This is a genomic window from Streptomyces sp. ISL-43 (assembly GCF_018614195.1).
Taxonomy (GTDB): domain Bacteria; phylum Actinomycetota; class Actinomycetes; order Streptomycetales; family Streptomycetaceae; genus Streptomyces.
Genome location: NZ_JAGGOT010000013.1, coordinates 346,160 through 371,555 on the forward strand (window position 1 = coordinate 346,160; position 25,396 = coordinate 371,555).

Below are 25,396 nucleotides of genomic sequence, written 5' to 3' on the forward strand. Positions count from 1 at the left end.
GACCGCACGGTCCGGGGCCTTCCGCGTGTCCGGGAGACCGGGTGGGCATCGCCGGGCCCCGCCGTTGTCGGTGGGGTTTGGTAAGAATGCGGGTGTGAGCAGCACGAACGAATCCGGGCAGCAGGGCGGGGACGGGCCCGGCGGCCCGCCGGAGCAGCTCGCGCTGATGCGGGAGATGGTCGCCGAGGCGAAGGCCAAGGCACCCAAGGCGAAGCCGCGGACCTGGCGCGGAGCCGCCCTGGCCGAGGAGCTGCCGGTCGCCCGGATCCTCGTCAACAAGGGCGTCCTCCATCTCGACCAGCTGTGGGACTACGCCGTCCCCGCGGAGCTCGCCGAGACCGCGCGGCCCGGCGTCCGGGTCCGCGTCCGCTTCGGGGCCGGCTCCCACCAGGTCCACGGCGGCCGCCGCGAGGGCGGCGGGCTCATCGACGGCTTCATCGTCGAGCGCCGCGCCGAGTCCGACTACAACGGCGCGCTCGCCGCCATCGCCCAGGTCGTCTCGCCCGAGATCGTCCTGGGCCCCCGCATGCTCGCCCTCGCCCGGGCAGTGGCCGACCGGTACGCCGGCAGCCTCGCCGACGTGCTCCAGCTCGCCCTCCCCGCGCGCAGCGCCCGCGCCGAGGCCAAGCCGTCCCCCGAGCCGCTGCCCCCGCCCGGCGCCCCCGAGCCCGTGGGCTGGGAGCGCTACGGAGCCGGCCCCGCCTTCCTGCGGGCCCTGGCCGCGGGCTCCGCCCCGCGCGCCGTGTGGACGGCGCTGCCCGGCCCCGGCTGGGCCGACGAACTGGCCCGGGCCATGGCCGCGACCCTGGCCTCCGGCCGAGGCGCCCTCGCCGTGGTCCCCGACGGGCGCACCGCGGCCCGCGTCGACGCCGCCCTGACCGCCCTGCTCGGCGAGGGACGGCACGCGCTGCTGACCGCGGAGTCGGGACCGGAGAAGCGCTACCGGCAGTGGCTCGCCGTCAGCCGGGGCTCGGTGCGGGCCGTCGTGGGCACCCGGGCCGCGATGTTCGCGCCCGTACGGGACCTCGGACTGGTCGCGATCTGGGACGACGGCGACTCCAGCCACAGCGACGACCACGCCCCCTTCCCGCACGTCCGGGAGGTACTGGAGCTGCGCGCGGTCACCGACGGCTGCGCCTTCCTGGTGGGGAGCACCAGCTGCACCGTGGAGGCCGCCCAGCTCGTCGAGTCCGGCTGGGCCCGGCCGCTGGTGGCCGACCGCGAGACCGTACGGGCGTGCGCGCCCCGGATCCGGACCGTCGGCGACGAGCTGCTGGCCCGGGACGGGGCGGCGCGGGCCGCGCGCCTGCCGAGCCTGGCGTGGGAGACCGTACGGGAGGGGCTCAAGACCGGGCCCGTCCTCGTCCAGGTGCCCCGGCGGGGCTACGTGCCCCGGCTGGCGTGCGAGCGGTGCCGGACGCCCGCCCGGTGCACGGTGTGCGCGGGTCCTCTGGAGGCCCCCGACGAGCGGGACCTGCACTGCGGCTGGTGCGGCCGGCAGGAGAGCGCCTGGCACTGCGAGGAGTGCGGGTCGTTCCGGCTGCGGGCCCAGGTGGTCGGCGCCCGGCGCACCGCCGAGGAACTGGGGCGGGCCTTCCCGGCCGTGCCCGTACGGACCTCCGGGCGCGACCACGTCCTGGACGAGGTCCCGGACCGGCCCGCGCTCGTGGTGTGCACGCCGGGCGCCGAGCCGGTCGCGGCGGGCGCCGGGTACGCGGCGGCGCTGCTGCTGGACGGCTGGGCCATGCTGACCCGGCCCGACCTGCGGGCGGGCGAGGACGCGCTGCGGCGCTGGATCGCGGCGGCCTCGCTGGTACGCGGCGAGGGGCAGGTCGTGGTGGTCGCGGAGCCGACCCTGCGGCCGGTGCAGGCGCTGGTGCGGTGGGACCCCGTCGGGCACGCCGTGCGCGAGCTCGCGGAGCGGTCCCAGCTGGGCTTCCCGCCGGTCTCGCGGATGGCGGCGGTGGCGGGGCGCGGGGAGGCGGTCGAAGCCTTCCTGGCCGGGGCCGCGCTGCCGCCGGACGCCGAGATCCTGGGACCGGTCCCGCTGCCGGGGCGGCGCGGTGAGCCGTCGGCGGGGGAGCGGGCACTGGTCCGGGTCCCGCCGGGCAGCGGTGCCGCTCTGGCGGCTGCCCTGAAGTCGGCCCAGGCGGCCCGGATGGCGCGGGGCGTCCCGGCTTCGGAGGCGGTCCGGGTCCGTATCGACCCGCTGGACATCGGCTGACGGCGCGCGGCCGCGGTGCCGCCGCGCGGGGCCTTCTCCCCGCCCCGCCCTTCCCCCGTTCCCTGGGCTCCGCCCGGACCCGGTCCTCGAACGCCGGACGGGCTGAGTGGCCTGGGCTCCGCCCGGACCCGGTCCTCCAACGTTGGACGGGCTGAAAGACCCCGGGGACGCAGGACGCCCCCGGCGGGGCGACCGGGTGGGTCGCTCCGGCGGGGGCGGGTTCCGTCGGGGGTCGGCGTCCCGGCGGTCTCGGGTCAGCCGTTGCGCGGGCCGGGGAAGGCGGCGGAACGCGCCCCGGCCGCCGAGGCGGCGTGGGATTCCTCGCGCATCGGCTGCGGCGGGACCGAACGGGCCGCCGGGACCGTGGGCAGGGGCCCCAGGGCCCGGGTGGTGGAGCCCTCGGCCACCGGCTCGCGCTCGACGGACTCGGCGCTCTGCGCCCGCCGGGCACCGTAGCGCCGGTGTACGGCCTGCTTGGTGACGCCGAGCGCCGAGCCGACCGCGTCCCACGAGAAGCCGAGCGAGCGGTCGAAGTCCACCGCGGCGGTGACCAGCGTCTCGACGCTGTCCCGCAGCTCCTGCGCGAGACGGACGGTGGGCGCGGGCGCCCGGCCGTAGACGACGAAGCCCGTGGAGGGACCTGAGCGGCGGGGGCGGTAGACGTTGCCGAGCTGGGCGGTGAGCGTACGCAGAGCATCCACCTGCCGGCGAACCCGCTCGATGTCCCGCACCAGGAGGTGCAGGCTGGCCCGTGCTTGGGCGTCGTGGGTGGCGTGGTCGGCCATGAAGAAGCCTCTCGAACCGGTGCTGAAGAGCGGATAGGGCCGCAGACACCGTTCTGTTTCGCGGCCCGTTTCGGTCAATCTCTCTTGACCAACGCGCCACCGGGCGGCCAGGTCACGCTGTGGGGGCGTGTCGGCATATGCGAGGAGCGCGCGTGTGTGCGTACGCCCCCTCGCAGGGCATATGCGTGCAGTCATCTGGTAGCTTTGGGTCGCTCCGCAAGGGGTCGGTTCGGGCTGGACCGCAACCTTCGGGTTGGAAGCCCGCCGCTTCAGCGGTGGGCGGAGTCACAGACTGGTGCGCTGCTGAGCGCCCAGATAGCGAGGTTGGACCCCGTGAAGCTTGTCTTCGCAGGCACCCCCGAGGTTGCCGTGCCCGCCCTGGATGCCCTCATCGCCTCCGGGCGCCACGAGGTCGCCGCCGTCGTCACCCGGCCCGACGCTCCGGCCGGCCGCGGCCGCCGCCTCGTCGCCAGCCCCGTCGCCGAGCGTGCCGAGGAAGCCGGCATCGAGATCCTCAAGCCCACCCGGCCGCGCGATCCGGAGTTCCAGGCTCGGCTGCGCGAGATCGGCCCGGACTGCTGCCCGGTCGTCGCGTACGGCGCGCTCCTCCCCAAGAGCGCCCTCGACATTCCCAAGCACGGCTGGGTCAACCTGCACTTCTCGCTGCTGCCCGCGTGGCGCGGTGCCGCGCCCGTACAGCACTCGATCATGGCGGGTGACCAGGTCACCGGCGCCTCCACCTTCCGCATCGAGGAAGGGCTCGACTCCGGCCCCGTCTACGGGATCCTCACCGAGGAGGTCCGCGCCACCGACACCAGCGGGGACCTGCTGACCCGGCTCGCCTTCGCGGGCTCCGGTCTGCTGCTCGCCACCATGGACGGCATCGAGGACGGCACCCTGCGCGCCGTCGATCAGCCGGCCGACGGGATCTCCCTCGCGCCGAAGATCACCGTCGAGGACGCCCGGGTCGACTGGACGGCGCCCGCGATGCGCGCCGACCGGCTGGTGCGCGGCTGCACCCCGGCGCCGGGCGCGTGGACGGTCTTCCGGGGGGAGCGGCTCAAGCTGATCTCCGTCGGACTGGTCGGCGACCGGACGGACCTCGCGCCGGGCGACCTGAGCGCGGCCAAGAACAACGTCTACGTCGGCACCGGCTCGCACGCCGTCGAGCTGCTCTGGGTGCAGCCGCAGGGCAAGAAGCCGATGAAGGCCGCCGACTGGGCGCGCGGGGTGCGGATCGCTCCCGGCGAGCGCCTGGGCGCCGCCGACGTAGGCTGATTCGGTCCCACTCGGTCCCACTCGGGCCGATGCCCGCCGATGTCCACAGCAGTCGCCCCCGGCGCTGCCCTTCGTTCCATCCCCAGCGTTACGTAACCCCGGAGCACCTTTCACGTGAGCGAACAGCCCCGTAGCCGACCGGCAGCCACCTCGGGCAAGGGCGGCGGCAAGCCGGCCAAGTCGGGCAAGCCGTACCGCCGGCCGCAGAAGGACCCCGTCCGGATGCTGGCCTTCGAGGTGCTGCGGGCGGTGGACGAGCGCGACGCGTACGCGAACCTCGTGCTGCCGCCGCTGCTGAAGAAGGCCCGCCAGGACGAGAGCTTCCAGGCGCGGGACGCGGCACTGGCCACCGAGCTGGTGTACGGGACGCTGCGCCGCCAGGGCACCTACGACGCGGTCATCAAGGCGTGCATCGACCGGCCGCTGCGCGAGGTGGACCCGCCGGTGCTGGACGTGCTCTCGCTGGGCGCGCACCAGCTGCTGGGGACCCGGATCCCCACGCACGCGGCGGTGTCGGCGAGCGTGGAGCTGGCCCGGGTGGTGCTCGGGGACGGGCGCGCGAAGTTCGTGAACGCGGTGCTGCGGAAGATCTCCGCGCACGACCTGGACGGCTGGCTGGAGAAGGTCGCGCCGCCGTACGAGGACGACGCCGAGGAACACCTCGCCGTCTACCACTCGCACCCCAGGTGGGTCGTCAGCGCCCTGTGGGACGCGCTGGGCGGCGGGCGGGCCGGCATCGAGGACCTGCTGGAGGCCGACAACGAGCGGCCCGAGGTCACGCTGGTGGCGCGGCCCGGCCGGTCGACCACCGAAGAGCTGCTGGAGGCGGTCGGCGAGGACTCGGCGCTGCCGGGGCGCTGGTCCCCGTTCGCGGTGCGGATGGCCGAGGGCGGCGAGCCGGGTGCGCTGGAGGCGGTCCGCGACGGCCGCGCCGGCGTCCAGGACGAGGGCAGCCAGCTGGTGGCGATGGCGCTGGCGGCCGTGCCGGTCGAGGGCCGCGACGCGCGCTGGCTGGACGGCTGCGCGGGCCCCGGCGGCAAGGCCGCGCTGCTGGCCGCGCTGGCCGCGGAGCGCGGGGCGTTCCTGCTGGCCTCCGAGAAGCAGCCGCACCGGGCGCGGCTGGTCGAGCGGGCGCTCGCCGGCAACCCCGGCCCGTACCAGGTCATCACCGCGGACGGGACGCGGCCGCCGTGGCTGCCGGGGTCCTTCGACCGGGTCCTGATGGACGTGCCCTGCTCGGGCCTCGGCGCGCTGCGCCGCCGCCCGGAGGCCCGCTGGCGCCGCCGGCCCGAGGACCTGGAGAGCTTCGCGCCGCTCCAGCGCGGGCTGCTGCGCGAGGCCCTGTCGGCCGTCCGTGTGGGCGGCGTCGTGGGCTACGCGACGTGCTCGCCGCACCTGGCGGAGACCCGGGTGGTCGTGGAGGACGTACTGAAGGGCCGGGGCGCGGGCGCCGCCCCGATCGCGGCGGAACTGATCGACGCGCGGCCGTACATGCAGGGGGTGCCGGCGCTGGGCGACGGGCCGGACGTGCAGCTGTGGCCGCACCTGCACGGGACGGACGCGATGTACCTGGCGCTGCTGCGCAGGACGGCGTAGGGGCGGGTACCGAGGCGCGGCGGCGGGTCGCGGCGGGGGTCGTGCGGGCCCCCCGCCGGGCCGGTTTCCCTGCCGGGGGCGGGAGTTTCGGGGTAGTGGCCGGAACCGTTCGGCGGCATGGCACGCTTGGGGCATGGCCGTTCAGATCAATCCCAGCATCTTGTCCGCCGACTTCGCCCGGCTCGCCGAGGAGGCGAAGGCCGTCCAGGGCGCGGACTGGCTCCATGTCGACGTCATGGACAACCACTTCGTCCCGAACCTCTCGCTCGGCGTGCCGATCGTGGAGTCGCTGAGCCGGGCGACGGACATTCCGCTCGACCTGCACCTCATGATCGAGGACCCCGACCGCTGGGCCCCGCAGTACATCGAGGCGGGCGCGGGCTCGGTCACCTTCCACGCCGAGGCGGCCGCCGCACCCGTGCGGCTCGCGCGGGAGATCCGGGCCAAGGGGGCCCGCGCGTCCATGGCGCTGAAGCCCGCGACGCCCATCGAGCAGTACGAGGACCTCCTCCCCGAGCTCGACATGCTGCTGATCATGACGGTCGAGCCCGGCTTCGGCGGCCAGCCCTTTCTCGACATCATGCTGCCCAAGATCCGCCGTACCCGGGAGCTGATCTCCAAGCACGGTCTGGAGCTGTGGCTCCAGGTCGACGGCGGGGTCTCCGCCTCGACCATCGAGCGGTGCGCCGAGGCCGGCGCCGACGTGTTCGTCGCGGGCAGCGCGGTCTACGGAGCGGTCGACCCGGCGGCCGCCGTGCGCACGCTGCGTGAGCAGGCGGGTGCGGCCATCGCGGCGGCCCCCTGGGCTTGCGACCACTGAGACAAGGCTTGGTGAACAGCTCGGTGAACGGGAGCTGTCCAGGCTGATCAACGGCCGCCGTATCTGACAGGATGAACGGCGAGTCGAGAGTGTGAACAGCAGTGAGGAGAACGCGGTGTCTGCAATGTCGGCGGGACGGTCAGCCCTGCGGATGGGACCCGCGGAGCTGGTGCAGGCGGCGGCCATGGCGCGCCGCTTCTACCTGGAGGGCAAGTCCAAGATCCAGATTGCCGAGGAGTTCGGCGTGAGCCGCTTCAAGGTGGCCCGGGTCCTGGAGACCGCTCTGGAGCGCGACCTCGTACGCATCGAGATCCGGGTGCCGGCGGAGCTGGACGCGGAGCGCTCGGACGCGCTGCGCTCCCGGTACGGGCTGCGGCACGCCGTGGTCGTGGAGTCCCCGGCCGATGCCACCGAGGACGCGCCGGACCCGGAGAACCTGGGCGCCGTGGCGGCCGATCTGCTGGGCGAGCTCGTCAACGAGGGCGACGTACTGGGCCTCGCGTGGGGGCGCTCCACCATCCACATGGCCGCCTCCCTGCACCGGCTGCCTCCCTGTACCGTCGTCCAGCTGACGGGCGTGTACGACGCCGGGACGGCCGAGCGCGGGTCCGTGGAGGCCGTACGCAGGGCCGCGCAGGTGTCGGGCGGGGACGCGCACCCCATCTACGCGCCGATGCTGCTGCCCGACCCCGCCACCGCGGCCGCCCTGCGCAACCAGACGGGGATCGCGCGGGCCTTCGAGTACTTCGACAAGGTGACGGTCGCCGCCGTCTCCATCGGGTCGTGGGAGCCGGGGATCTCGACCGTCCACGACATGCTGAGCGACGAGGAGCGGGCGCACTACGCCTCGCTGGGCGTCGCCGCCGAGATGTCGGCCCACCTGTTCGACGCGCAGGGCCGCCGGGTCGGACGTGACCTCGGCGAGCGCTGCATCACCGTGGAGGCGGACCGGCTGCGCCGGATCCCCGAGGTCGTCGCCATCGCCGGCGGACTGCGCAAGGCCTCCGCGATCGGGGCGGTGCTGCGGTCCGGACTCGTGACCAGCCTGGTCACCGACACCGCCGTGGCCGACTACCTGCTCACGGAATCCCAGCCCGGGCTGCGGCCCGCCCTGGAGCGGGCCGACCCCGACGAGTGAGTGTTCGGATTGGTCCCATTGGCCCGACGAACGGCGGCCGAACACGCGCCGCGGGGGTTCGCCGATGCGGATGGTGCCGTAATTGAGATCCGAACGGCGGACCGTTCGACGGCCTGCGGGGCGCATACTGGGTGCAATGACAAAGTCCGCAGTACCTCGCCGCCATTTGCCGTCCAGCCCGTTCAAGGCCCCCGTGGAAGCGCCGCTCCGGCACTTCAGCGTCGGCGACCGGGTTACTCACGACGAGCACGGCCTCGGCCGTGTCGTCGCTGTTGAGGAGGGGATCGCTGTCCTCGTCGAATTCGGGCCGGAGGTCCGCAAGCGCATCCTGAGTCCCTACACCAAGATGGCCGCGCTCTGAAGAGAGCGCGCGATTCGCGGGCGAATCGGATATTTGGCACGATCGGTGCATGATCTTTCGGAACGTGCCCCGATCGTTGCTGCGTGTGCTGGGGGCCGTGTTCCTCTGTGCGGCGCTGGTCGGCGCGGTGGGCTGCGGTGGGAAGAAACCCGCGCCTACCGCCGCCACCACCGGTGCCGCTAGTCCCGGTGCCCCGGTAGATGCCGCCCCGAGCGGGGCGGCGAGTTCCGCCGCGCCCGTGCCGACGCCCGGGTGGCGAAGGGGATGGCCACCGTACGGGCTGCCGCGCTGCCGCAGCAGGCCCGGGACGTACTCGCGCTGATCGACAAGGGCGGGCCGTACCAGTACCGGCAGGACGGGACCGTCTTCGGCAATTTCGAGAAGGCCCTGCCCAGGCAGAAGCGTGGCCATTACCACGAGTTCACCGTGAGGACGCCCGGTGAGCGGGATCGCGGGGCCCGCCGGATCGTGACCGGCGAGGGCGGGGAGTTCTTCTACACGGACGACCACTACAAGACCTTCAAGGCGGTTCTCCGATGACCCTGGACCCGCGGCCGCTGGCCCCCGCGCTCGAAGCCGCCGAAGCCGCGGGCTGGACGACCGTCCGGCTGGATCTGGACGGCGTACGGAGCAAGGCGGAGCTGATGCGGCGGTGTGGCGGGGCGCTGCGGGTTCCCGAGTACTTCGGGGGGAACTGGGACGCGCTGGCCGATGCGCTGCGCGATCTGTCGTGGCTGCCGGACGCGCCCGGGCGGCTGGTGGCGGTGACGTCCTGGCGGGGGTACGCGACCGCGCGCCCCGACGACTGGGAGACCCTGCGGGAGATCCTGGAGGAGGCCGTGGACTTCTGGCGCGAGGGCGACGGGGCCGGTCTGACCGTGCTGCTGGCCGCGTCGCCGGGTGGCAGGGTGCGGCGGAAGCCCGGCGGCGGGCACTGAGCCGGGCCCCGTGACGCCGGCGGGGCCGAGTGGCCGGCTGGGGGTGGCGGAGCCCCGGGGGTGGCCCGGGGCTCCCTGGTGCTAGCCCTTCGGGATCCAGGGCGGGGTCTGCCCCCAGGACCAGACGGGGATCGCGGCCGCGTCGACCGGGGGCGGGTTGGGCCCCGAGTAGATCAGGGCCATGCGGGTGCCCCACTCGATGTAGTAGGCGAAGACCGCGCGGAACTCCGGGTCGCTGGGCAGGCCCACCTCGTCGGCGGTGTCCATCAGCAGGTCCACCCAGCGGCGGCGCTGCCGTTCGGTGATCGCGCGGCCCAGGTGCTTGGTGGCCATGTGCCGGTGACCGCCGTGCGAGGCCGTGTACCGCGCCGGGCCGCCGAAGACCTCCGCCAGCCAGACCGCGACGTGCCGGGCGTGCCCGGAGTCCATGGCGGCGAAGACCGGGGCCAGGATCTCGTCTCGCAGGACATGGGCGTAGAAGGCGTCCGTGAGGCGGTTCATCGCCTCCTCCCCGCCCATCCACTCGTAGATCGTGGGCGTGGTGTCGGGTGTGGTGCTCATGACGGGGTCGACGCCTTTCCCGGGCCGGCCACCTCGGTGACGACGTAGTGCTGCATCTCCTCGATGGCCGTCACGTACGGCCGGATCGCCGTGAAGAACGCCGGGAAGTGCTCTCCCTTGCGGAATCCGTCGAGGTGGGCGTCGACCGAGGTCCAGCGGATGCGCAGGATGTAGAGCTCGGGCTCCTCCTCGCAGCGGGCCAGCTCGTAGTCGATGCACTCCGGCGAGGCCGCCAGGGCGTCGGCGGCCCTGGCGTAGGCGTCCTCGAAGGCCGGTTGGTCGTCCAATGCGATCCGGTAGCGGATGTATTCGACGGTGGTGGTCATGGTGTGCGTCTCTCCCTGGGGTCGGTCGTTGATCGCCGTTGGTCTGGGTCAGCGTCGCGTGATCACGCGCGGATGCGGAGCTGTCGCGGCGTTATGACCCGGACTTCTTGGAGTCGGTGACGTCCGGGCCCTCGGCCCGCACCTGCCGGACCCGGTCCAGGGACTCCCGAAGCTCCGTCAGCCAGGTGTCGGTGTTGCGTCCGACCAGGCGGACGCACCAGGCCAGCGCGTCGGCACGGCTGCGGGCGACGCCTCCCGCGACCAGGGTGTCGAGGACCTGGCGCTCGGGCTGGCGCAGGCGGGTCATGACCGGGACCGAGAGATGGGTGAAGAGGGTCGTGTCCTCGCCCGACCGGACGGCCCAGGACACCTTGCGGCGGTAGAGCTCCTCCGCCTCCCGGGCGACCTCGATCCGCTGTTCACGGGTGCGCTCGCGGAACGCGGCGACCGACTCGGCCGCCGGGAGGGCTCCGACGACCGTGATCTCCTCCCGGTCCACCGTGACCGACAGGAGCGACTCGTAGACGTCCACCGGCAGGCGCTCGGCGAACCATGCCCGGAGCTGTTCGTTCTGCTCGGATGTAATCATGTAATCAACGGTGCGTCCGGTGTGGCCTTGATCGCAAGGGCCCGGGCCGTGTTCGCGGCGTTCGGGACGCTCTTCGTCCGCGATGGCCGGATCTGGCGCCAGGTCGCCGGATGCGGCGGCCGACTGCCGATATCTGGGTAACGTGTGCGGCGAGGGCGGGCCGGCGGCCTCCCCGTGTGCGGACCGCGCGGCAGCCGTTCTCCATGCTCGAGCAGGTTGTCGGATCCAGCTGGTCGCGGGGGAGGCCCGGATGGCTCGCTTAGTCCTGCCGGAGGAATCCGGCAAGGAAATCTCCGAATTGATCGATGTGGCGATCTCGCTGTTCTTCGAGTCCTTACCCCGGCGGGACCAGCGGAACTGGGCCCGCGTATATCTGAACGGCCTCGTGCGCACCGGCGGAAAGAAAACCATCCGCAACATCGCCGGAGCGGGGGCCGGTTCCGTGGAACAGAGCCTGCAGCAGTTCATCAGCAAATCCCCCTGGGAGTGGGCGCCCGTCCGCCGCTCCCTCGCCCAGCACCTCGAACGCGCCGTCCGGCGCCCGCTGGCCTGGGTGGTTCAGCCCATGGTCATCGAAAAGGCCGGCGACCGCTCGGTGGGAGTGGGCCGACAGTTCGTCCCCCAGCTCGGCCGCACCGCCAACTGCCAGCAGGCCGGCGGAATCTGGCTCGTGTCCGGCGACGCCGGATTCCCCGTCGAATGGACGCTCACCCTCCCGCGGCCCTGGACGGCCGAACTCCCGCGCCGCCGGCGGGCCGGCATTCCCGACACCGCGCGCTCGCTCACCCCCGCCCAGGACGCCGTACACGCCGTCCAGCGAATGGCCGCCACCTGGCAACTCCACCGCAGGCCCGTGGTGATGGAGGTGTCCAATGCCGAACTCGCCCAGTGCGTGGAGTCCTTCGCGCTCCAGGACATCCCCTTCGTCTTCAAAGTGGACGGCACCCTGCCCGTCTCCTTCGGTGGGGCGGGCCGGCAAAAACCCGGACCGCACACCGCGCCCGCCCGAGAACTCATCGACTCCCTCCGCGCCCGGCGCCGCGCCGTCGAATGGACCCGGCACGGCCGCGCCGGGGAAGCGGTGGCCCTGCTCGCCTCCGCCGCCGTGTCCGCGGCCTCCGGGGAGGAGCGGCTCGTACCCGCGCCGCCCACCCCGCTGCTGCTCGTCGGAGCGTGGGCCGAGACGGCCCCGCTGCCCTCGGAGTTCTGGATCACCAACATCGGCGACCGGCCGCTCGCGCAGCTGTTCCTGCTGGCCAAGCTCGCCGACCGGGTCGCGCTCGACTTCACCGAGGTGTGCGAACCCGCCGGCATCCGGGATTTCGAGGGCCGCTCCTTCCGGGGCTGGCACCACCACGCCACCCTCGCCAGCGTCGCCCACGCCGCGATGCTGATCGGGGCCCGCGGCCGGGAGCCCGAGCCGTACCCCGGCCCGGTCCGCGGCACCCGCCCGGTCGTCGCGCGCGCCGACGGCCGGGCCGCTGCGCCTCGGCGGGCCGGCGGGACCAAGGTCCCGTAGGAAACGACCAGACGGCCCTATATGTCCTGGACGATCGGCCCGGGACGTGTAAACGCCGGGGCATGGGAGAATGAAGTACGTGCGTTTCCTCGGCTGCCCTGACGTGGGTAGGACGGGCTCCTCCGATTCGACTGGGATGTTCTGCACGTGCGTTTTCTAAATGACCTGAAGCCGCCGTACGACCTGACGTACGACGATGTGTTCATGGTGCCGAGCCGCTCCGCGGTCGGTTCCCGGCAGAGTGTCGACCTCTCCGCCCCCGACGGCACCGGCACTACCATTCCGCTGGTCGTGGCCAACATGACCGCCATCGCCGGCCGCCGGATGGCCGAGACCGTCGCCCGCCGCGGCGGCATCGTCGTCATCCCGCAGGACATCCCCATCGAGATCGTCACCGACGTCATCTCCTGGGTGAAGACCCGCCACCTCGTGCTCGACACCCCGATCACGCTGGCGCCCACCCAGACCGTCGCCGACGCGCTGTCCCTGCTGCCCAAGCGGGCGCACGGCGCCGGCGTCGTCGTGGACTCCGAGGGCCGCCCGGTCGGCGTCGTCACCGACCACGACCTGACCGGCGTGGACCGCTTCACCCAGCTCTCCGAGGTCATGTCGAAGGAGCTGCTGCTCATCGACGCCGACATCGACCCCCGCGAGGCCTTCAACAAGCTCGACGCCGGCCACCGCAAGCTGGCCCCCGCCGTCGACAAGGACGGCAAGCTCGTCGGCATCCTCACCCGCAAGGCCGCGCTGCGCGCGACCCTGTACACCCCGGCCACCGACGCCGACGGCAAGCTGCGCATCGCCGCCGCCGTCGGCATCAACGGCGACTTCGTGGAGAAGGCCAAGCAGCTGCTCGACGCGGGCGTGGACACGATCGTCATCGACACCGCGCACGGGCACCAGGAATCGATGATCAGCGCGATCAAGGCCGTCCGGGCCCTCGACCCGCAGGTCCCGATCGTGGCCGGCAACATCGTCGCCGCCGAGGGAGTCAAGGACCTCATCGACGCCGGCGCCGACATCATCAAGGTCGGTGTGGGCCCCGGCGCCATGTGCACCACCCGCATGATGACCGGCGTGGGCCGCCCGCAGTTCTCCGCGGTGCTGGAGTGCGCGGCCGAGGCGAAGAAGTACGGCAAGCACGTGTGGGCCGACGGCGGCGTCCGCCACCCGCGCGACGTGGCGATGGCGCTGGCCGCCGGCGCCTCGAACGTCATGATCGGCTCCTGGTTCGCCGGTACGTACGAGTCCCCGGGCGACCTGCAGCAGTCGGCCGACGGCCGCCTGTACAAGGAGTCCTTCGGCATGGCCTCGGCGCGCGCGGTGCAGAACCGCACCTCGGAGGAGTCGGCGTACGACCGCGCCCGCAAGGGCCTCTTCGAGGAGGGCATCTCCACCTCGCGGATGTTCCTCGACCCGGCCCGTCCGGGCGTCGAGGACCTGATCGACTCGATCATCGCCGGTGTCCGCTCCTCCTGCACCTACGCCGGTGCGGCCTCCCTCGCGGAGTTCGAGGAGAAGGCCGTCGTGGGCGTCCAGTCCGCGGCCGGCTACGCCGAGGGCAAGCCGCTGCACGCCAGCTGGAGCTAGTCCCCCGCCCGCCTGGTACCCGCGCCGCGGCCCCGGCCCCCGTCCTTCCCGGACGGAGGCCGGGGCCGCGGCCGTTTCGGGTACCGGTCCGGCTGCCGGTCCGGCTCCCGGTCCCGGTCCGGTCAGCGCCTGGGGAGCCGGTCGGCCGGGGCCGAACTGTGCACTCCCGCCCGGTATTTGGGAATGCGTACGGTGATCTTCATGCCGGCCCCGACCCCCGTTTCGATGACGAGGCCGTGGCCGTCCCCGTAGACCTGGCGCAGTCGCTCGTCCACATTGGGCAGCCCGACGCCCGAGGAGGAGCCCGCGTGCTCCCCGGCCAGGATCCGGCGCAGCAGGGCCGGATCCATCCCGACGCCGTTGTCCTCGATGGTGATCAGCGCCTCCGAGCCCGCGTCCCGGGCCGCGATCGTGATCCGGCACTCCTCGGTGGAGTCCTCCAGCCCGTGCTTGACCGCGTTCTCCACCAGCGGCTGCAGGCACAGGAACGGCAGCGCCACGGGCAGCACTTCGGGCGCCACCTGCAACGTCAGCTTCAGCCGCTCCCCGAACCGGGCCCCGGCCAGCGCCAGGTACTGCTCGATGGAGCGCAGCTCCTCGGCCAGCGTGGTGAAGTCCCCGTGCCGGCGGAAGGAGTAGCGGGTGAAGTCCGCGAACTCCAGCAGCAGGTCCCGGGCCCGCTCCGGATCGGTGCGCACGAACGAGGCGATCGCCGCGAGGGAGTTGAAGATGAAGTGCGGGGAGATCTGCGCACGCAGCGCCTTGATCTCCGCCTCCATCAGCCGGGTCCGCGAGCGGTCCAGCTCGGACAGCTCCAGCTGTACGGAGACCCAGCGCGCGACCTCGGTCGCGGCCCGCACCAGCACCGCCGACTCCCGGGACCCGTAGGCCACCAAGGCGCCCAGCATCCCGTCCTCGCCGGTCAGCGGTGCGACCACCGCCCACTTCAGCGGGCACTCGGGCCGCTCGCACTCGGTCCGCACGCTCTGGCTGCGCCCCGAGTCCAGCATCACCGCGACCCGGGCCATCACCCGCTCCTCGTGGTGGTCGGCGCCGGGGCCGTCCCAGGCGAGGACGTGGCCGCGGTCCGTCAGGCACAGGGCCTCGGTGCCGAGCAGGGAGCGCAGGCGTTTGGCGGCCTTGCGGGCCGCGTCCTCGGTGAGGCCGGCGCGCAGCGGGGGAGCGGCCAGCGAGGCGGTGTGCAGGGTATGGAAGGTGGCCCGCTCGACGGGGGTGCCGAGGTCGAGGCCGAGGGCGCGTTCGCCGCGCCGGGCCTGCCACCGGCCGCCCGCCCAGCCGGCGCCGAGCAGCAGCGCGGCGCCGGCCGCCGCAAGGATCGAGAGCACCGCTCCGGTCATGGAGCACCGCCCTTGCCGCCGGCCGCGCCGCCGCCCACACGGGCCGGCGCCTCACCCGCCACGTCCTCCGGCAGGTGCAGCCGGGCCAGGGTCGCCGCCGTCCCCGCCGGGATCCGCCCGCGCGTGCCCAGCGACACCGCCACCATCGTCAGGAACCCCAGCGGGACCGACCACACCGCCGGCCACGCCAGCAGCGTGTTCGCCCAGCCCGCCGGAGCCATCCCGGCCCGCGTGGCCAGCACCGCGCTGAGCGCCGCCCCGCCCCCCGTCACCAGCCCGGCCACCGCCCCCGGCGGGGTCAGCCCGCGCCACCAGATCCCCAGCACCAGCAGCGGGCAGAACGAGGACGCCGACACCGCGAAGGCCAGCCCCACCGCGTCCGCCACCGGCACGTCCGTCGCCGCCACGCTCCCCGCCAGCGGCACCAGGATCGCCACCAGCACCGCGACCCGGAAACTGCGCACCCCCCGCGAAGGCAGCACGTCCTGGTGCAACACCCCGGCCACCGCCATCGTCAGCCCCGACGCCGTCGACAGGAACGCCGCGAAGGCGCCCCCGGCCAGCAGCGCCCCCAGCAGCTCCCCGGCCGTCCCGCCCACCATCCGGGCCGGCAGCACCAGCACCGCCGCGTCGGCCTCGCCGGTCAGGGCCAGCTCGGGGGCGTAGATCCGGCCCAGCGCCCCGTACACCGGCGGCAGCAGGTAGAAGGCGCCGACCAGCCCGAGCACCACCAGCGTGGTCCGCCGCGCCGTCCGCCCGTTCGGGCTCGTGTAGAAGCGCACCGCCACGTGCGGCAGCCCCATGGTCCCGAGGAAGGTGGCCAGGATCAGCCCGTACGTCGCGTACAGCCGCAGCTCGGGCCGGTCCCCGGACAGCGGCTCCGACCAGCTCGACGCGCCGGGCCCGGCATCGGTGCGGGTCTGGGGCACCGGCGAGTCCGGGGCGAAGGCGAGGCGCGCGTGCGCCCGTACGGAATGGTGCCCGGCGCCCAGGGTCACGGACTCGCCCTCGTACGCGTGCCCGTCCACCCGGCCGGTCACCGTCACCGTCAGCGGCGCGTCGAGGGACAGCCGTACGTCCTCGGCCAGGGTGACGGCGGTGTGCTCGCGGAAGACCGCGGGAGCGTCGAAGCTGGCGCGCGGCGCGCCGTCCCCCACCCAGGCCGCCAGCAGGAAGAACACCGGGACCAGCAGGGCGGTCAGTTTCAGCCAGTACTGGAAGGCCTGTACGAAGGTGATGCTGCGCATGCCGCCGGCCGCGACCGCCGTGGTCACCACACAGGCGACGACCACCCCGCCCACCCAGTGCGGGGCCCCGGTCAGGATCTGCAGCGTCAGGCCCGCGCCCTGGAACTGCGGCAGCAGGTACAGCCAGCCGACCCCGAGCACGAACAGCACCGCGATCCGGCGCACGGCCTGCGATTCGAGGCGGGCCTCGGCGAAGTCGGGCAGCGTGTAGGCGCCCGAGCGGCGCAGCGGGGCCGCCACCAGCACCAGCAGGACCAGGTACCCGGCCGTGTAGCCCACCGGGTACCAGAGCATCTGCGGCCCCTGGAGCAGCACCAGGCCGGCCACGCCGAGGAAGGAGGCGGCGGAGAGGTACTCGCCGCCGATGGCCGCCGCGTTGAGGCGGGGGCCGACCGTGCGCGAAGCCACGTAGAAGTCGGAGGTGGTACGCGATATCCGCAGGCCCAGCGCGCCGACCAGCACCGTGACCAGGACGACGACGGTGACCGCGGTCAGCGCGTACGTCTGGTTCACCGGTCGGGTCCTTCGGCTGGGGGCCGCGGGGCGGCGGGGCGGAGCGGGGTCACGGGAGTCTACGCATGCCCCCGGGCCGGTCGACAGGCCCTCCGCACACCGTCCCGCACGCCCGGCCGGATGCCGTCAGAGCGCGGGGTCGCGGTGCTCCGCGCAGTCGCGCAGGGCGATCTCCAGCTCCACGTACGATTCCTCGGCGCGCCGGAAGGCCAGCGTCAGCGCCGCCTCCGCCCGGGGAGGCACCTGCCCGCGCACACCCTCGTGGGCCTCGTACAGTACGTCGGCCCAGCGCGCGGCCGCGCTGCGCAGGCGGGCCAGCAGGGCCTCGGCCTCGACCGGCCCGGCCGGACGGGTACGGGGCAGTCCGGTCAACGTGTCGAGCAGCGCCTGGATTTCGGACATCTGCTACCTCCCGGGGCGGAAGATCCACGATACGCGCGGCCGACCCGCCACGAGGCCGGCCCCGCCACCGCTGCGGCCGACGGCCCCGGCGGATCGCCGTACGCCCCTCCCGGCACGGTGAACGGCCGGCCCGCGCGCCGGACGGTCGCGCGCGGCCCGCCGGCCGGCCCTCGCTCTCAGCCCATCGCCCGGCGCATCAGCAGGTCCCGCAGCTCCCGCGCGTGCCGCCGGCTCACCTGGAGTTCGGCCGGTCCGACGCGGACCGTGGTGGTGCCCGCGTCCAGGCGCAGTTCGTCGATGCGGCCCAGCGCCACCAGGTGGCGTCGGTGGATGCGGACGAACCCGCGCGCGGCCCACCGCTCCTCCAGCGTGGACAGCGGTATCCGCACCAGGTGGCTGCCGTCGTCGGTGTGCAGCCGGGCGTAGTCGCCCTGGGCCTCCACGTACGCGATGTCCGCGATCGCCACGAAGCGGGTGACGCCGCCCAGTTCGACGGCGATCTGGTCGGGGGCGCGATCGGGGCCGTGGTCGGCCGCGGGGCCCGCTTCGGGTGCCGGCAGGCGCGGCGCCGCTTCGGGGACGGCCGCCGCCGGCGGCTCGGCCCGGCCGGACTGCGCGCAGGCCCGCCGCACGGCCTCGGCCAGCCGCTCCGGCCGCACGGGCTTGAGCACGTAGTCCACGGCCTTGAGGTCGAAGGCCTGTACGGCGAACCCCTCGTGGGCGGTGACGAACACGATCAGCGGCGGCCGCGCGAACCCGGCCAGCAGCCGCGCTATGTCCAGCCCGGTCAGGCCCGCCATGTGGATGTCGAGGAAGACCACGTCGATGCCGTCGGCCCCGTCCGGGCCGCTCTCCAGCGCCCGGGTGATCCGGCGCAGCGCCTCGGTGGCGTCCGAGGCGCCCTCGGCGCTGAGCACCCGGGGGTCGGAGCGCAGCAGGTAGAGGAGCTCTTCGAGCAGGGGCGTCTCGTCGTCGACGGCCAGTACGCGCAGCATGAGGCGGATTCTAGGGGGTGTGTCCCGGATCTCCGCGGGAGAAGGAGCGGGCTCCGGTGCGTGCGATCGCGAGGCGCCGGGAGGTCCTGGCAGCGGAGCCACCCGGACGTCGCGGCAACACTGCGGGCGTGCGCGACGGGGCCCGCGGCGCCGCGGGCATCCGAGACGCGCCCCGCTTCGTCGCAAGGGTGCGCGACCCCTGCCTCGGGGGGAGGAGAGGCAGGGGCCGCGCGGTCAGGTGGTCCGGGGAAGTGCCGCGCCGGCGCGCGGGGTGCGGCTACTGGACGGTGATGAGCTTGCCGTCGGGGGCGACCGCGTACCAGGTTCCGCCGACGCCCTGGCCGTTGGTGTCGCCGGCCTGCTTGTCACCGGTGAAGGTGTAGACGGGCCAGCAGTTCACCGTCTGCTGCTTCTTGCCGTCGGGGCGGTCCAGTACCAGGTAGTTCTTCTCGATGATGCCCTTGGCGTCGGCCTTGTCCACCGGGGCCACGACCGGCCACTTGGCCACGCAGTCGCCCTCGCACTTGGAGACCATGGGCCAGGCGGTGTCGGGCTTGAACCGGTACACGGTCATCCCGTTGCCGTCGACGATGTGGTCGCCCAGCTTGGGGTCCTTGGCCACGGTCAGCGCGCCCGAGGCCTGGCCCGCGCCGGCCGGCGGGGCGGCGGGCTTCGCCGCCTTCTTGCCGTCGGGAGCGGCCGCGAACCAGGTTCCGCCGACACCCTGCCCGTTGGTGTCGCCCGCCTTGGTGTCCTTGGAGAAGCGGTACACGGGCCAGCCGGCCACCGTCAGCTGCTTGCTGCCGTCGGTGCGGACCACCTCGCCCAGCAGCGCCGCGTCCATGCCCGCGGCGGCGGTCGCGTCGCCGGCGGCCACCACCGGCCAGGTCGTCGCGCAGTCCCCGTCGCAGTTCGACTTCGACGGCTTCGCGGTGTCCTTGTCGAAGCGGTACAGGGTGAAGCCCGCGCTGTCGGTGAGGACCGAACCCAGCTGGTCGTTCGGCGCGATGGCCAGCTGGCCGGCGGACTTGGCGGCGCTGTCCGAGCCCGATCCCGAGCCCGCGCCTTCGCCGTAGCCGTAGCCGTCGCCGGAGGTCTGGGCGGAGGCGACGGCACCGGCCGGCGCGGTGGTGTCGCCGGCCTTGTCGTCCCCGCCACAGGCGGTCGCGCTGAGTGCGACGACGACCGCCACGGCCGCCAGGGTGGTTCCGCGCTTGATGCCCATCTTGATCTCTCCCACGTTGTGCGTCCCGGTGTCCGCCGCTGCGCCCGTCGGTGCGGAGCGGCGGCAACTGTGTGCAGGACACGCCTCGTTGGAGTCCTTCTGTTCAATCCCTGCGATGTGGGCTGTTTCACTCACCCCGCACCGAACCCGGCCCGCCGCATGGCCGTGGCCACAGCGAGGCCGAGCGTGTGGTGACCGGAGTCGTTGGGGTGCAGGCCGTCCGCCAGGTGCTCGGGGCCCAGCAGGTCACGCCCCGGCAGCAGGGCGAGGCGGTCGTCCCCGGCGGCGATCCGGTCCCGGGTGGCGCGCTCCATCGCGTCGCGCAGGGCGCCGAGGGTGGCGCCCAGCTTGTTCGGGGTGCGCTCCGCGTCGGGCCGCAGCACGGGGGAGAGCAGCAGCAGCGGTGTCCGGGGGTGGCCCTGGCGGACCAGTTCGATGAACACGCGTGTGGTCTCGTACAGGAGCGGGGCCGAAAAGGGCACCCGGGACCAGCAGTTGGTTCCGAAGGCGAGGGTGAGGGCGTCGGCGGGGAGTTCGGCGAGCTGCTCGGCGGTGGCCAGCTCCCCGCGCGCGGCGCCCGCGTAGCCGAGGTTGACCGTGTCCCAGCCGAGCGCCCGCCCGGCGATCGCCGGCCAGCCGTGCGCGGGCCGGGTGGACCACCAGCCCTCGGTGATCGAGTCGCCGTGCACCACCCAGCGCGGGGCGGGCGGCGCGGGGGCGATGCCGCCGCCGACCCCGCGTACGCCGAGGATCAGCGGGGATTGCGTCTCGGGCGGATGGACGGTGAACGGGCCGCAGCCGCCGGGCAGTTCGATGCGTACGACGGCCTCCGGCGCCGGCTCGGTGTACAGCTCGCGCACCACACCGTGCCGGTCCCAGAGGGCGAAGCCGTGCGCGAGGTCGCGCAGTGCGTCGGTGGGACCGGGCACGGTCGCCCGGTAGCGGATCTCCACCGCCCGCGCGCCCTGGGCGGTGAACTCCAGGCGCACTCCGATGGGCAGGGTGGCCCGCTCGCCGGTGTCCCAGGGCAGCCGCATCGTGTCGGCGGGGTCGGCCCGCACCGGGCGGCCCTCGTCCAGCCAGGCCACGCCGCGCAGGAACGGGCCCGGGTCCAGCCACCGTCCGGCGTCGGCGCCGGTCCTGGCGCTGGTGTCCGTGTCCGTGTGCCGCGGGGTTTCCCGCGGCGGGGTCCGCTCCCGGCCCGTGTCCTGGCTCTCGCGCGTGCTCACTGCTCGCCTCCGATCGTCGGGTACGGGAACTTCACGCCGACCCCGCCGTCCACCACGAGCGTCTGCCCCGTGATGTACGAGGACTGCGGCGAGGCCAGGAAGTACAGCGCGGCCGCGATGTCCGCGGTCTCGGCGACCCGGCCCAGCGGGGCGTTCTCCGCGTTGCGCCGCCGCCCCTCCGTGCCCAGCAGCGCCGCGACCCGCGGGGTCCGCACCACCCCCGGTGCCACCGCGTTGACCCGTACCCCGCGCGGGCCCAGTTCGACCGCCGCCGAGCGCACCAGTGACATGAGGCCGGCCTTCGCGGCCCCGTACGCGGCGTGTAGCGGAGCGGCGGTGAGCCCGGAGACGGAGGCGACGAAGACCAGCGGGCCGCCGCCGGCCGCCGCCACGGCCTCGCCGCCGTACTGGACGGCCAGCCAGGCGTGCCGCAGCACCAGGTCGAAGTGCCAGTCCCAGCCGGCGTCGTCCAGCTCGGGCAGGGCGGCGTAGCGGGCCATGCCGACGATGTCGACGACCCCGCCGACCGGGCGGCCGCCGAGCAGCCGCGGGGCTTCGGCGAAGAGCTCCCGCATGGGTTCGCGGCGCGTGACGTCGGCGGTGTACGGGATCCCGCCGGTCTCGGCGGCGACCGCCCGGGCCCGTTCCCCGTCCACGTCGACGCACAGCACGCGGGCGCCGCCGGCGGCCAGCGCGTGCGCGGTCTGGCGGCCGATGCCGTTGCCCGCGCCGAGCAGGACGAGGCCGCGCCCGTCGAGGCGGTGCAGGGCGGCGTAGTCCGGGACGGGGGAGGTGTCCAGGGGAGCGGCGGGCACGGGGGAGGCGTCGGGGGCGCCCGGTGGCTCCGCGGTCATGCCCGCCCCCGGCCGGGCTCGTAGCGGGCCAGTTCCGGGATGACTTCCTTGCCGAGGATCTCCAGGGTCCGCAGGATCTCCCGGTGCTCCAGGTATCCCCACTGGACGTAGCAGATGAGCTGGTCGACGCCGAGGTCCGCGTACCGCTTGGCCTTGGCGACGATCGTCTCGGCGTCGCCGATGAGGATCATGTCGCCGTCGCTGAACTCTCCTACCGGTACGTTCCCTTCGAGGATCGGCGTGAGCAGCGGGAAGGTCCGCTCGCGCTCCTGCGGGCTCAGGTGCGGCAGCTCCCACTCCAAGGTGAACCGCGCGAGGTTCGAGTACCACCAGGCGACCGACTCCCACACTCGGGCGTCCGGGGCCGTGCGCGGCCGCGTCGCGTGGACCAGGGTGTAGGCGGCGACCCGGTCCGTGGTGACGTCGGTGAGCGGGCTCGGGGCCGCGGCCGCCCGGTACGCGGCCACCTGGGCGGCCATCGCCTCCAGCGGCTGCATGATCGAGAAGGAGAGCAGTCCGAGCCCGTGCGCGCCCGCGACCTCCGCCGACCCGGGGGAGGTGGCCGCCATCCAGGCGGGCGGGTGCGGATCCTGCACCGGCTTGGGGGTGACCATGCGGCGCGGGAAGCGGAAGCGCTCCGACTCGTAGGCGAAGTACTCCTCGCGCCACATTCCGGTCACGATCTCGATGGCCTCGCGCCAGTCGTCCCGGGACTTCTCCCGGTCCACCCCGAAGGCCGTCTGCTCCATGGGCGTGGAGCGGCCGGTGCCCCACTCGACCCGGCCGCCGGAGAGCACGTCGACGGTGGCGACCTTCTCCGCGATGCGCTGGGGCGGTGTGAAGGCGAAGGGGGTGAGGGTCACGCCGAAGCCGAGCCGGATCCGCTCCGTGAGCCCGGCCAGGTGCCCGAGGAGCACCTCGGGGGCCGGACAGTGCGAGCGGCCCTCGCGGAAGTGGTGCTCGACCGCCCAGACGGTGCGGAAGCCCATCCGGTCGGCGAGCCGGATCTGCTCGACGGCCTCCCGGTAGGCGCGCTGCTCGGCGGCCCGCTGGCCGTGCGGATGGGCACCCGGCCAGGGCCTCGGTACGTCGATCTCGTAGAGCACGTCCAGATCCATGACGGCACGCTGCGGCAGATCTGACGAAGTGTCAATAATCGGGGTCGTGGAGGGGCTGCGCAGCGATCGATCATCCGTACGCAACAAAGGACCATCCGGGACAGATCCGCGCAACGATCGTGCGCCAATGTGCAAGGATGGTGCATTACGGGCGGTATCACTCAGCTCGTAGGCTCACTCGCTGTACGTGGAGTGGCGTGGACCGCCCGCTCGGCGGTCCCCCCATGCCAGGCAGGCTCCTGCTCTGCCTGCTCCTGCTCCGGACCGCTGCGGTCGACGCCGACAACCCCACCCGCAGTGACAAAGGAGTCCCCTCGTGCTCGATCACGGCCAGGCGCCACCGCTCACCTCCGAGCCCCGCAAGCCTGCTCACCCCCTGCTGCGCCGCAAGCCGGTGGAGCAGTTGGTCGCCGAGGGCGGCCAGGGTGAGGGCGGCGCGCTCAAGCGCTCGCTCACCATGTGGCAGCTGACCATGATCAGCATCGGCGCGACGCTCGGCACCGGCATCTTCGTCGTCCTCGGCGAGGCCACCCCGATCGCGGGCCCCGCCGTCTTCATCGCGTTCATCGTCGCGGGCCTGACCGCGCTGTTCTCCGCGCTCTCCTACGCCGAGCTGGCAGGCTCCATACCGGTCTCGGGCTCCTCGTACTCGTACGCCTACGCCACCATGGGCGAGCTCATCGCCTGGGTCTGCGGCTGGTGCCTGGTCCTGGAGTACGGCGTCTCGGTCGCGGCCGTCGCCGTCGGCTGGGGGCAGTACCTCAACGAGCTGCTCGACGGCACGCTCGGCATCACCATCCCCCAGGGCTTCTCCGCCCCGCTGGGCGAGGGCGGCTACATCAACCTGCCCGCCCTGGTCGTGGTGCTGCTCTGCATGGTGTTCCTGCTGCGCGGGGCCAAGGAGAGCGCCCGGATCAACTCGATCATGGTCGGCGTCAAGATCGTCACGCTCGTGCTCTTCTGCGTCATCGGCTTCATGGGCATCAAGGCCGGCAACTACACCCCGCTGGCCCCGCTCGGCGTCACCGCCATCAGCACCGCCGCCTCCATGCTGTTCTTCTCGTACATCGGCTTCGACGCCGCCTCCACCGCCGGTGAGGAAGCCAAGAACCCGAAGAGGGACCTGCCCCGCGCGATCATGCTCTCGCTGCTGATCGTCACCGCGCTGTACTGCCTGGTCGCCCTGGTCGCCGTCGGCGCCATGCCGTGGCAGGACTTCGAGGGCAGCGAGGCCGCCCTGGCGCAGATCATGGAGAACGTCACCGGGCACGCCTTCTGGAGCGTCATCCTCGCCGCCGGCGCGGTCGTCGCCATCGCCAGCGTCGTCTTCGCCGTCCTCTACGGCCAGACCCGCATCCTGTTCGCGATGTCCCGCGACGGCCTGATGCCGAAGGTCTTCGCGAAGGTCGACCCGAAGTCCGGCACCCCGCGGATCAACACGATCATCGTCTGCCTCTTCTGTGGCACGCTGGGCGCCTTCATTCCGCTCGGCGAGCTGGCCAACGCCACCAGCATCGGCACGCTCTTCGCCTTCGGCCTGGTCAACATCGCCGTCGTCATCCTGCGCTACACCCGCCCCGACATGAACCGCACCTTCCGGGTCGCCCTCTTCCCGGTCACCCCGATCGTGGGCTTCCTCCTGTGCGCCTACCTGATGACGGAGCTGCCGGGAATCACCTGGCTGGTCTTCGGTGGCTGGATGGCGGTCGGGCTCGTGATCTACTTCTTCTACGGCATGCGCCGCTCCAGCCTGGCCACTGTGGCCGCCCTGGCCGCCTCGGCCGCGGAGGCCGCTGAATAGAAGCGATCCACCCCGTGCGACTGAACGATCTCGACGAACGCATCGTGCACGCCCTCGCCGAAGACGCCCGCCGCTCCTACGCGGACATCGGCTCCGAGGTCGGACTATCCGCCCCCGCCGTCAAACGGCGCGTGGACCGGCTGCGCGCCGAAGGGACCATCACCGGTTTCACGGTCCGCGTCGACCCCGCCGCCATGGGCTGGGAGACCGAGGGCTTCATCGAGATCTACTGTCGCCACAACACCTCGCCGGACGACATCCGGCGAGGGCTGGAGCGCTACCCCGAGGTGGTGTCCGCGTCGACCGTCACCGGCGACGCGGACGCCCTCGTCCAGATCTTCGCCTCCGACATGCGGCACTTCGAGCGGGTCCTGGAGCGGATCGCGGGCGAGCCCTTCGTGGAGCGCACCAAATCGGTCCTCGTCCTTTCCCCGCTGCTGCGCCGCTTCACCTCCGGCGCGCCGGCGTAGCGGTCCTGTCCGGCGCGGTCGCCGGGCTCCTCCCGGCCCGGGAAGGGCGCGGCAGCGCGCGGCGCTCCTCCTCGGTCAGGCCGCCCCACACGCCGAAGGGCTCCCGCGTGCGCAGGGCGTAGTCCAGGCAGGCCGTCCGTACCGGGCAGCCCGCGCAGACCCGCTTCGCGGCCGCGTCGCGCTCCTCCCGGTCCTCACCCCGCTCGCCCGCGGGATGGAAGAACCGGGTCGAACCCAGATCGCGGCAGGCCGCGCGGGACTGCCATTGCCAGTGGTGGAGGGCGGAACCGGGCAACCGGGTCACATCGGCCTTGGGTGTCCCGGGAGACGCGGGGGACACGGGGGCCGTGGCGGTCCTGGAGTTCCTGCCGATCATGGTGGTTCGTTCCCTTCGCGTTGCGGTCGACGGACGCTCTCTGCGCGTGTGACCGCTCCGCGTCGTGCCAAACCCCCCGTGCG

At 73.5% G+C, this 25,396-nt stretch carries 25 protein-coding genes; 12 read left to right on the forward strand and 13 right to left on the reverse strand.

Features of this window, described 5'->3' with window-relative positions:
* The first annotated feature begins 94 nt into the window (after window positions 1–94).
* Complete coding sequence (locus J7F03_RS09620; RefSeq protein ID WP_214948225.1) at window positions 95–2,224, forward strand: primosomal protein N'; 2,130 nt, start codon at window positions 95–97, stop codon at window positions 2,222–2,224.
* Window positions 2,225–2,478: 254 nt separating this feature from the next.
* Here the strand turns inward: J7F03_RS09620 and J7F03_RS09625 are convergent, their stop codons facing one another.
* Window positions 2,479–3,009, reverse strand: a complete 531-nt coding sequence (locus J7F03_RS09625; RefSeq protein WP_214948226.1) for a hypothetical protein — start codon at window positions 3,007–3,009, stop codon at window positions 2,479–2,481.
* 333 nt (window positions 3,010–3,342) lie between these two features.
* Here J7F03_RS09625 and fmt point away from each other — a divergent pair, with 333 nt between their 5' ends.
* The 7 genes from fmt to J7F03_RS09660 all read left to right on the forward strand — a co-directional run bounded on the left by fmt (window position 3,343) and on the right by J7F03_RS09660 (window position 9,140).
* Window positions 3,343–4,287, forward strand: coding sequence for a methionyl-tRNA formyltransferase (gene fmt / locus J7F03_RS09630; RefSeq protein ID WP_214948227.1), 945 nt, complete (start codon window positions 3,343–3,345; stop codon window positions 4,285–4,287).
* Between the two features lie 114 nt (window positions 4,288–4,401).
* On the forward strand, window positions 4,402–5,883 hold the full coding sequence (locus tag J7F03_RS09635; protein ID WP_214948228.1) for an RsmB/NOP family class I SAM-dependent RNA methyltransferase: 1,482 nt from the start codon (window positions 4,402–4,404) through the stop codon (window positions 5,881–5,883).
* Window positions 5,884–6,016: 133 nt separating this feature from the next.
* Window positions 6,017–6,703, forward strand: coding sequence for a ribulose-phosphate 3-epimerase (rpe, locus tag J7F03_RS09640; RefSeq protein WP_214948229.1), 687 nt, complete (start codon window positions 6,017–6,019; stop codon window positions 6,701–6,703).
* Window positions 6,704–6,794: 91 nt separating this feature from the next.
* Window positions 6,795–7,841 (forward strand): sugar-binding transcriptional regulator, encoded by a 1,047-nt coding sequence (locus J7F03_RS09645; RefSeq protein WP_214948230.1) that lies wholly within the window; start codon window positions 6,795–6,797, stop codon window positions 7,839–7,841.
* Between the two features lie 136 nt (window positions 7,842–7,977).
* A complete protein-coding gene (locus J7F03_RS09650; RefSeq protein WP_112452447.1) occupies window positions 7,978–8,202 on the forward strand; it encodes a hypothetical protein in 225 nt (74 codons plus the stop codon).
* 264 nt (window positions 8,203–8,466) lie between these two features.
* The gene (locus J7F03_RS42615) at window positions 8,467–8,742 is read left to right on the forward strand and encodes a ribonuclease domain-containing protein (RefSeq protein WP_214948231.1); all 276 of its coding nucleotides are present in this window, start codon (window positions 8,467–8,469) and stop codon (window positions 8,740–8,742) included.
* A complete protein-coding gene (locus J7F03_RS09660) occupies window positions 8,739–9,140 on the forward strand; it encodes a barstar family protein (RefSeq protein ID WP_214948232.1) in 402 nt (133 codons plus the stop codon). The genes J7F03_RS42615 and J7F03_RS09660 overlap by 4 nt, the downstream gene beginning before the upstream one ends.
* Before the next feature lie 81 nt (window positions 9,141–9,221).
* On the opposite strand, the gene J7F03_RS42295 is transcribed toward J7F03_RS09660, so the two are convergent.
* The 3 genes from J7F03_RS42295 to J7F03_RS09670 all read right to left on the reverse strand — a co-directional run bounded on the left by J7F03_RS42295 (window position 9,222) and on the right by J7F03_RS09670 (window position 10,616).
* Entirely contained in the window at window positions 9,222–9,701 is a 480-nt protein-coding gene (locus tag J7F03_RS42295) for a group II truncated hemoglobin (protein WP_308379276.1), read from the reverse strand.
* Complete coding sequence (locus J7F03_RS42300; protein WP_308379277.1) at window positions 9,698–10,027, reverse strand: antibiotic biosynthesis monooxygenase; 330 nt, start codon at window positions 10,025–10,027, stop codon at window positions 9,698–9,700. Before J7F03_RS42300 ends, J7F03_RS42295 begins: the two co-directional genes overlap by 4 nt.
* A 91-nt stretch (window positions 10,028–10,118) precedes the next feature.
* Entirely contained in the window at window positions 10,119–10,616 is a 498-nt protein-coding gene (locus tag J7F03_RS09670) for a hypothetical protein (RefSeq protein ID WP_214948233.1), read from the reverse strand.
* 250 nt (window positions 10,617–10,866) lie between these two features.
* Between J7F03_RS09670 and J7F03_RS09675 the strand changes: the two genes are divergently transcribed.
* Window positions 10,867–12,135, forward strand: coding sequence for a transposase (locus J7F03_RS09675; RefSeq protein WP_214948234.1), 1,269 nt, complete (start codon window positions 10,867–10,869; stop codon window positions 12,133–12,135).
* A 147-nt stretch (window positions 12,136–12,282) separates the two neighbouring features.
* Complete coding sequence (locus tag J7F03_RS09680; RefSeq protein WP_214948235.1) at window positions 12,283–13,725, forward strand: GuaB1 family IMP dehydrogenase-related protein; 1,443 nt, start codon at window positions 12,283–12,285, stop codon at window positions 13,723–13,725.
* 122 nt (window positions 13,726–13,847) lie between these two features.
* On the opposite strand, the gene J7F03_RS09685 is transcribed toward J7F03_RS09680, so the two are convergent.
* From J7F03_RS09685 to J7F03_RS09720, 8 genes are all read right to left on the reverse strand, one after another.
* Window positions 13,848–15,083, reverse strand: coding sequence for a histidine kinase (locus J7F03_RS09685; RefSeq protein WP_214948236.1), 1,236 nt, complete (start codon window positions 15,081–15,083; stop codon window positions 13,848–13,850).
* Window positions 15,080–16,843, reverse strand: coding sequence for a cation acetate symporter (locus J7F03_RS09690; RefSeq protein WP_214948237.1), 1,764 nt, complete (start codon window positions 16,841–16,843; stop codon window positions 15,080–15,082). Before J7F03_RS09690 ends, J7F03_RS09685 begins: the two co-directional genes overlap by 4 nt.
* A gap of 126 nt (window positions 16,844–16,969) precedes the next feature.
* On the reverse strand, window positions 16,970–17,245 hold the full coding sequence (locus tag J7F03_RS09695; protein ID WP_214948238.1) for a hypothetical protein: 276 nt from the start codon (window positions 17,243–17,245) through the stop codon (window positions 16,970–16,972).
* 176 nt (window positions 17,246–17,421) lie between these two features.
* On the reverse strand, window positions 17,422–18,240 hold the full coding sequence (locus tag J7F03_RS09700) for a LytTR family DNA-binding domain-containing protein (RefSeq protein ID WP_214948239.1): 819 nt from the start codon (window positions 18,238–18,240) through the stop codon (window positions 17,422–17,424).
* Window positions 18,241–18,517: 277 nt separating this feature from the next.
* On the reverse strand, window positions 18,518–19,465 hold the full coding sequence (locus tag J7F03_RS09705) for an SCO0930 family lipoprotein (RefSeq protein ID WP_214948344.1): 948 nt from the start codon (window positions 19,463–19,465) through the stop codon (window positions 18,518–18,520).
* A 131-nt stretch (window positions 19,466–19,596) separates the two neighbouring features.
* Window positions 19,597–20,580: a GDSL-type esterase/lipase family protein gene (locus J7F03_RS09710; protein WP_214948345.1), complete on the reverse strand. Its 984-nt coding sequence runs from the start codon at window positions 20,578–20,580 to the stop codon at window positions 19,597–19,599.
* 110 nt (window positions 20,581–20,690) lie between these two features.
* The gene (locus J7F03_RS09715; RefSeq protein ID WP_214948240.1) at window positions 20,691–21,548 is read right to left on the reverse strand and encodes an SDR family NAD(P)-dependent oxidoreductase; all 858 of its coding nucleotides are present in this window, start codon (window positions 21,546–21,548) and stop codon (window positions 20,691–20,693) included.
* Entirely contained in the window at window positions 21,545–22,666 is a 1,122-nt protein-coding gene (locus J7F03_RS09720; RefSeq protein ID WP_214948241.1) for an LLM class flavin-dependent oxidoreductase, read from the reverse strand. The genes J7F03_RS09715 and J7F03_RS09720 overlap by 4 nt, the downstream gene beginning before the upstream one ends.
* Before the next feature lie 316 nt (window positions 22,667–22,982).
* Here J7F03_RS09720 and J7F03_RS09725 point away from each other — a divergent pair, with 316 nt between their 5' ends.
* Together J7F03_RS09725 and J7F03_RS09730 are read left to right on the forward strand one after the other, a co-directional pair.
* A complete protein-coding gene (locus J7F03_RS09725; protein ID WP_214948242.1) occupies window positions 22,983–24,467 on the forward strand; it encodes an amino acid permease in 1,485 nt (494 codons plus the stop codon).
* Between the two features lie 14 nt (window positions 24,468–24,481).
* A complete protein-coding gene (locus J7F03_RS09730; RefSeq protein WP_214948243.1) occupies window positions 24,482–24,937 on the forward strand; it encodes an Lrp/AsnC family transcriptional regulator in 456 nt (151 codons plus the stop codon).
* Here the strand turns inward: J7F03_RS09730 and J7F03_RS09735 are convergent.
* Window positions 24,915–25,313 (reverse strand): WhiB family transcriptional regulator, encoded by a 399-nt coding sequence (locus J7F03_RS09735; protein ID WP_374104294.1) that lies wholly within the window; start codon window positions 25,311–25,313, stop codon window positions 24,915–24,917. The two genes, J7F03_RS09730 and J7F03_RS09735, sit on opposite strands and share 23 nt — an antisense overlap.
* Between the last annotated feature and the right edge of the window lie 83 nt (window positions 25,314–25,396).

What these genes read in the sequence shown, in the direction of transcription:
- J7F03_RS09625 (WP_214948226.1), bottom strand. Translation starts at nt 3,009, where the DNA reads ATGGCCGACCACGCCACCCACGACGCCCAAGCACGGGCCAGCCTGCAC.
- rpe (WP_214948229.1), top strand. Translation starts at nt 6,017, where the DNA reads ATGGCCGTTCAGATCAATCCCAGCATCTTGTCCGCCGACTTCGCCCGG.
- J7F03_RS09650 (WP_112452447.1), top strand. Translation starts at nt 7,978, where the DNA reads ATGACAAAGTCCGCAGTACCTCGCCGCCATTTGCCGTCCAGCCCGTTC.
- J7F03_RS42615 (WP_214948231.1), top strand. Translation starts at nt 8,467, where the DNA reads ATGGCCACCGTACGGGCTGCCGCGCTGCCGCAGCAGGCCCGGGACGTA.
- J7F03_RS09660 (WP_214948232.1), top strand. Translation starts at nt 8,739, where the DNA reads ATGACCCTGGACCCGCGGCCGCTGGCCCCCGCGCTCGAAGCCGCCGAA.
- J7F03_RS42295 (WP_308379276.1), bottom strand. Translation starts at nt 9,701, where the DNA reads ATGAGCACCACACCCGACACCACGCCCACGATCTACGAGTGGATGGGC.
- J7F03_RS42300 (WP_308379277.1), bottom strand. Translation starts at nt 10,027, where the DNA reads ATGACCACCACCGTCGAATACATCCGCTACCGGATCGCATTGGACGAC.
- J7F03_RS09670 (WP_214948233.1), bottom strand. Translation starts at nt 10,616, where the DNA reads ATGATTACATCCGAGCAGAACGAACAGCTCCGGGCATGGTTCGCCGAG.
- J7F03_RS09675 (WP_214948234.1), top strand. Translation starts at nt 10,867, where the DNA reads ATGGCTCGCTTAGTCCTGCCGGAGGAATCCGGCAAGGAAATCTCCGAA.
- J7F03_RS09685 (WP_214948236.1), bottom strand. Translation starts at nt 15,083, where the DNA reads ATGACCGGAGCGGTGCTCTCGATCCTTGCGGCGGCCGGCGCCGCGCTG.
- J7F03_RS09695 (WP_214948238.1), bottom strand. Translation starts at nt 17,245, where the DNA reads ATGTCCGAAATCCAGGCGCTGCTCGACACGTTGACCGGACTGCCCCGT.
- J7F03_RS09700 (WP_214948239.1), bottom strand. Translation starts at nt 18,240, where the DNA reads ATGCTGCGCGTACTGGCCGTCGACGACGAGACGCCCCTGCTCGAAGAG.
- J7F03_RS09705 (WP_214948344.1), bottom strand. Translation starts at nt 19,465, where the DNA reads ATGGGCATCAAGCGCGGAACCACCCTGGCGGCCGTGGCGGTCGTCGTC.
- J7F03_RS09715 (WP_214948240.1), bottom strand. Translation starts at nt 21,548, where the DNA reads ATGACCGCGGAGCCACCGGGCGCCCCCGACGCCTCCCCCGTGCCCGCC.
- J7F03_RS09720 (WP_214948241.1), bottom strand. Translation starts at nt 22,666, where the DNA reads ATGGATCTGGACGTGCTCTACGAGATCGACGTACCGAGGCCCTGGCCG.
- J7F03_RS09735 (WP_374104294.1), bottom strand. Translation starts at nt 25,313, where the DNA reads ATGATCGGCAGGAACTCCAGGACCGCCACGGCCCCCGTGTCCCCCGCG.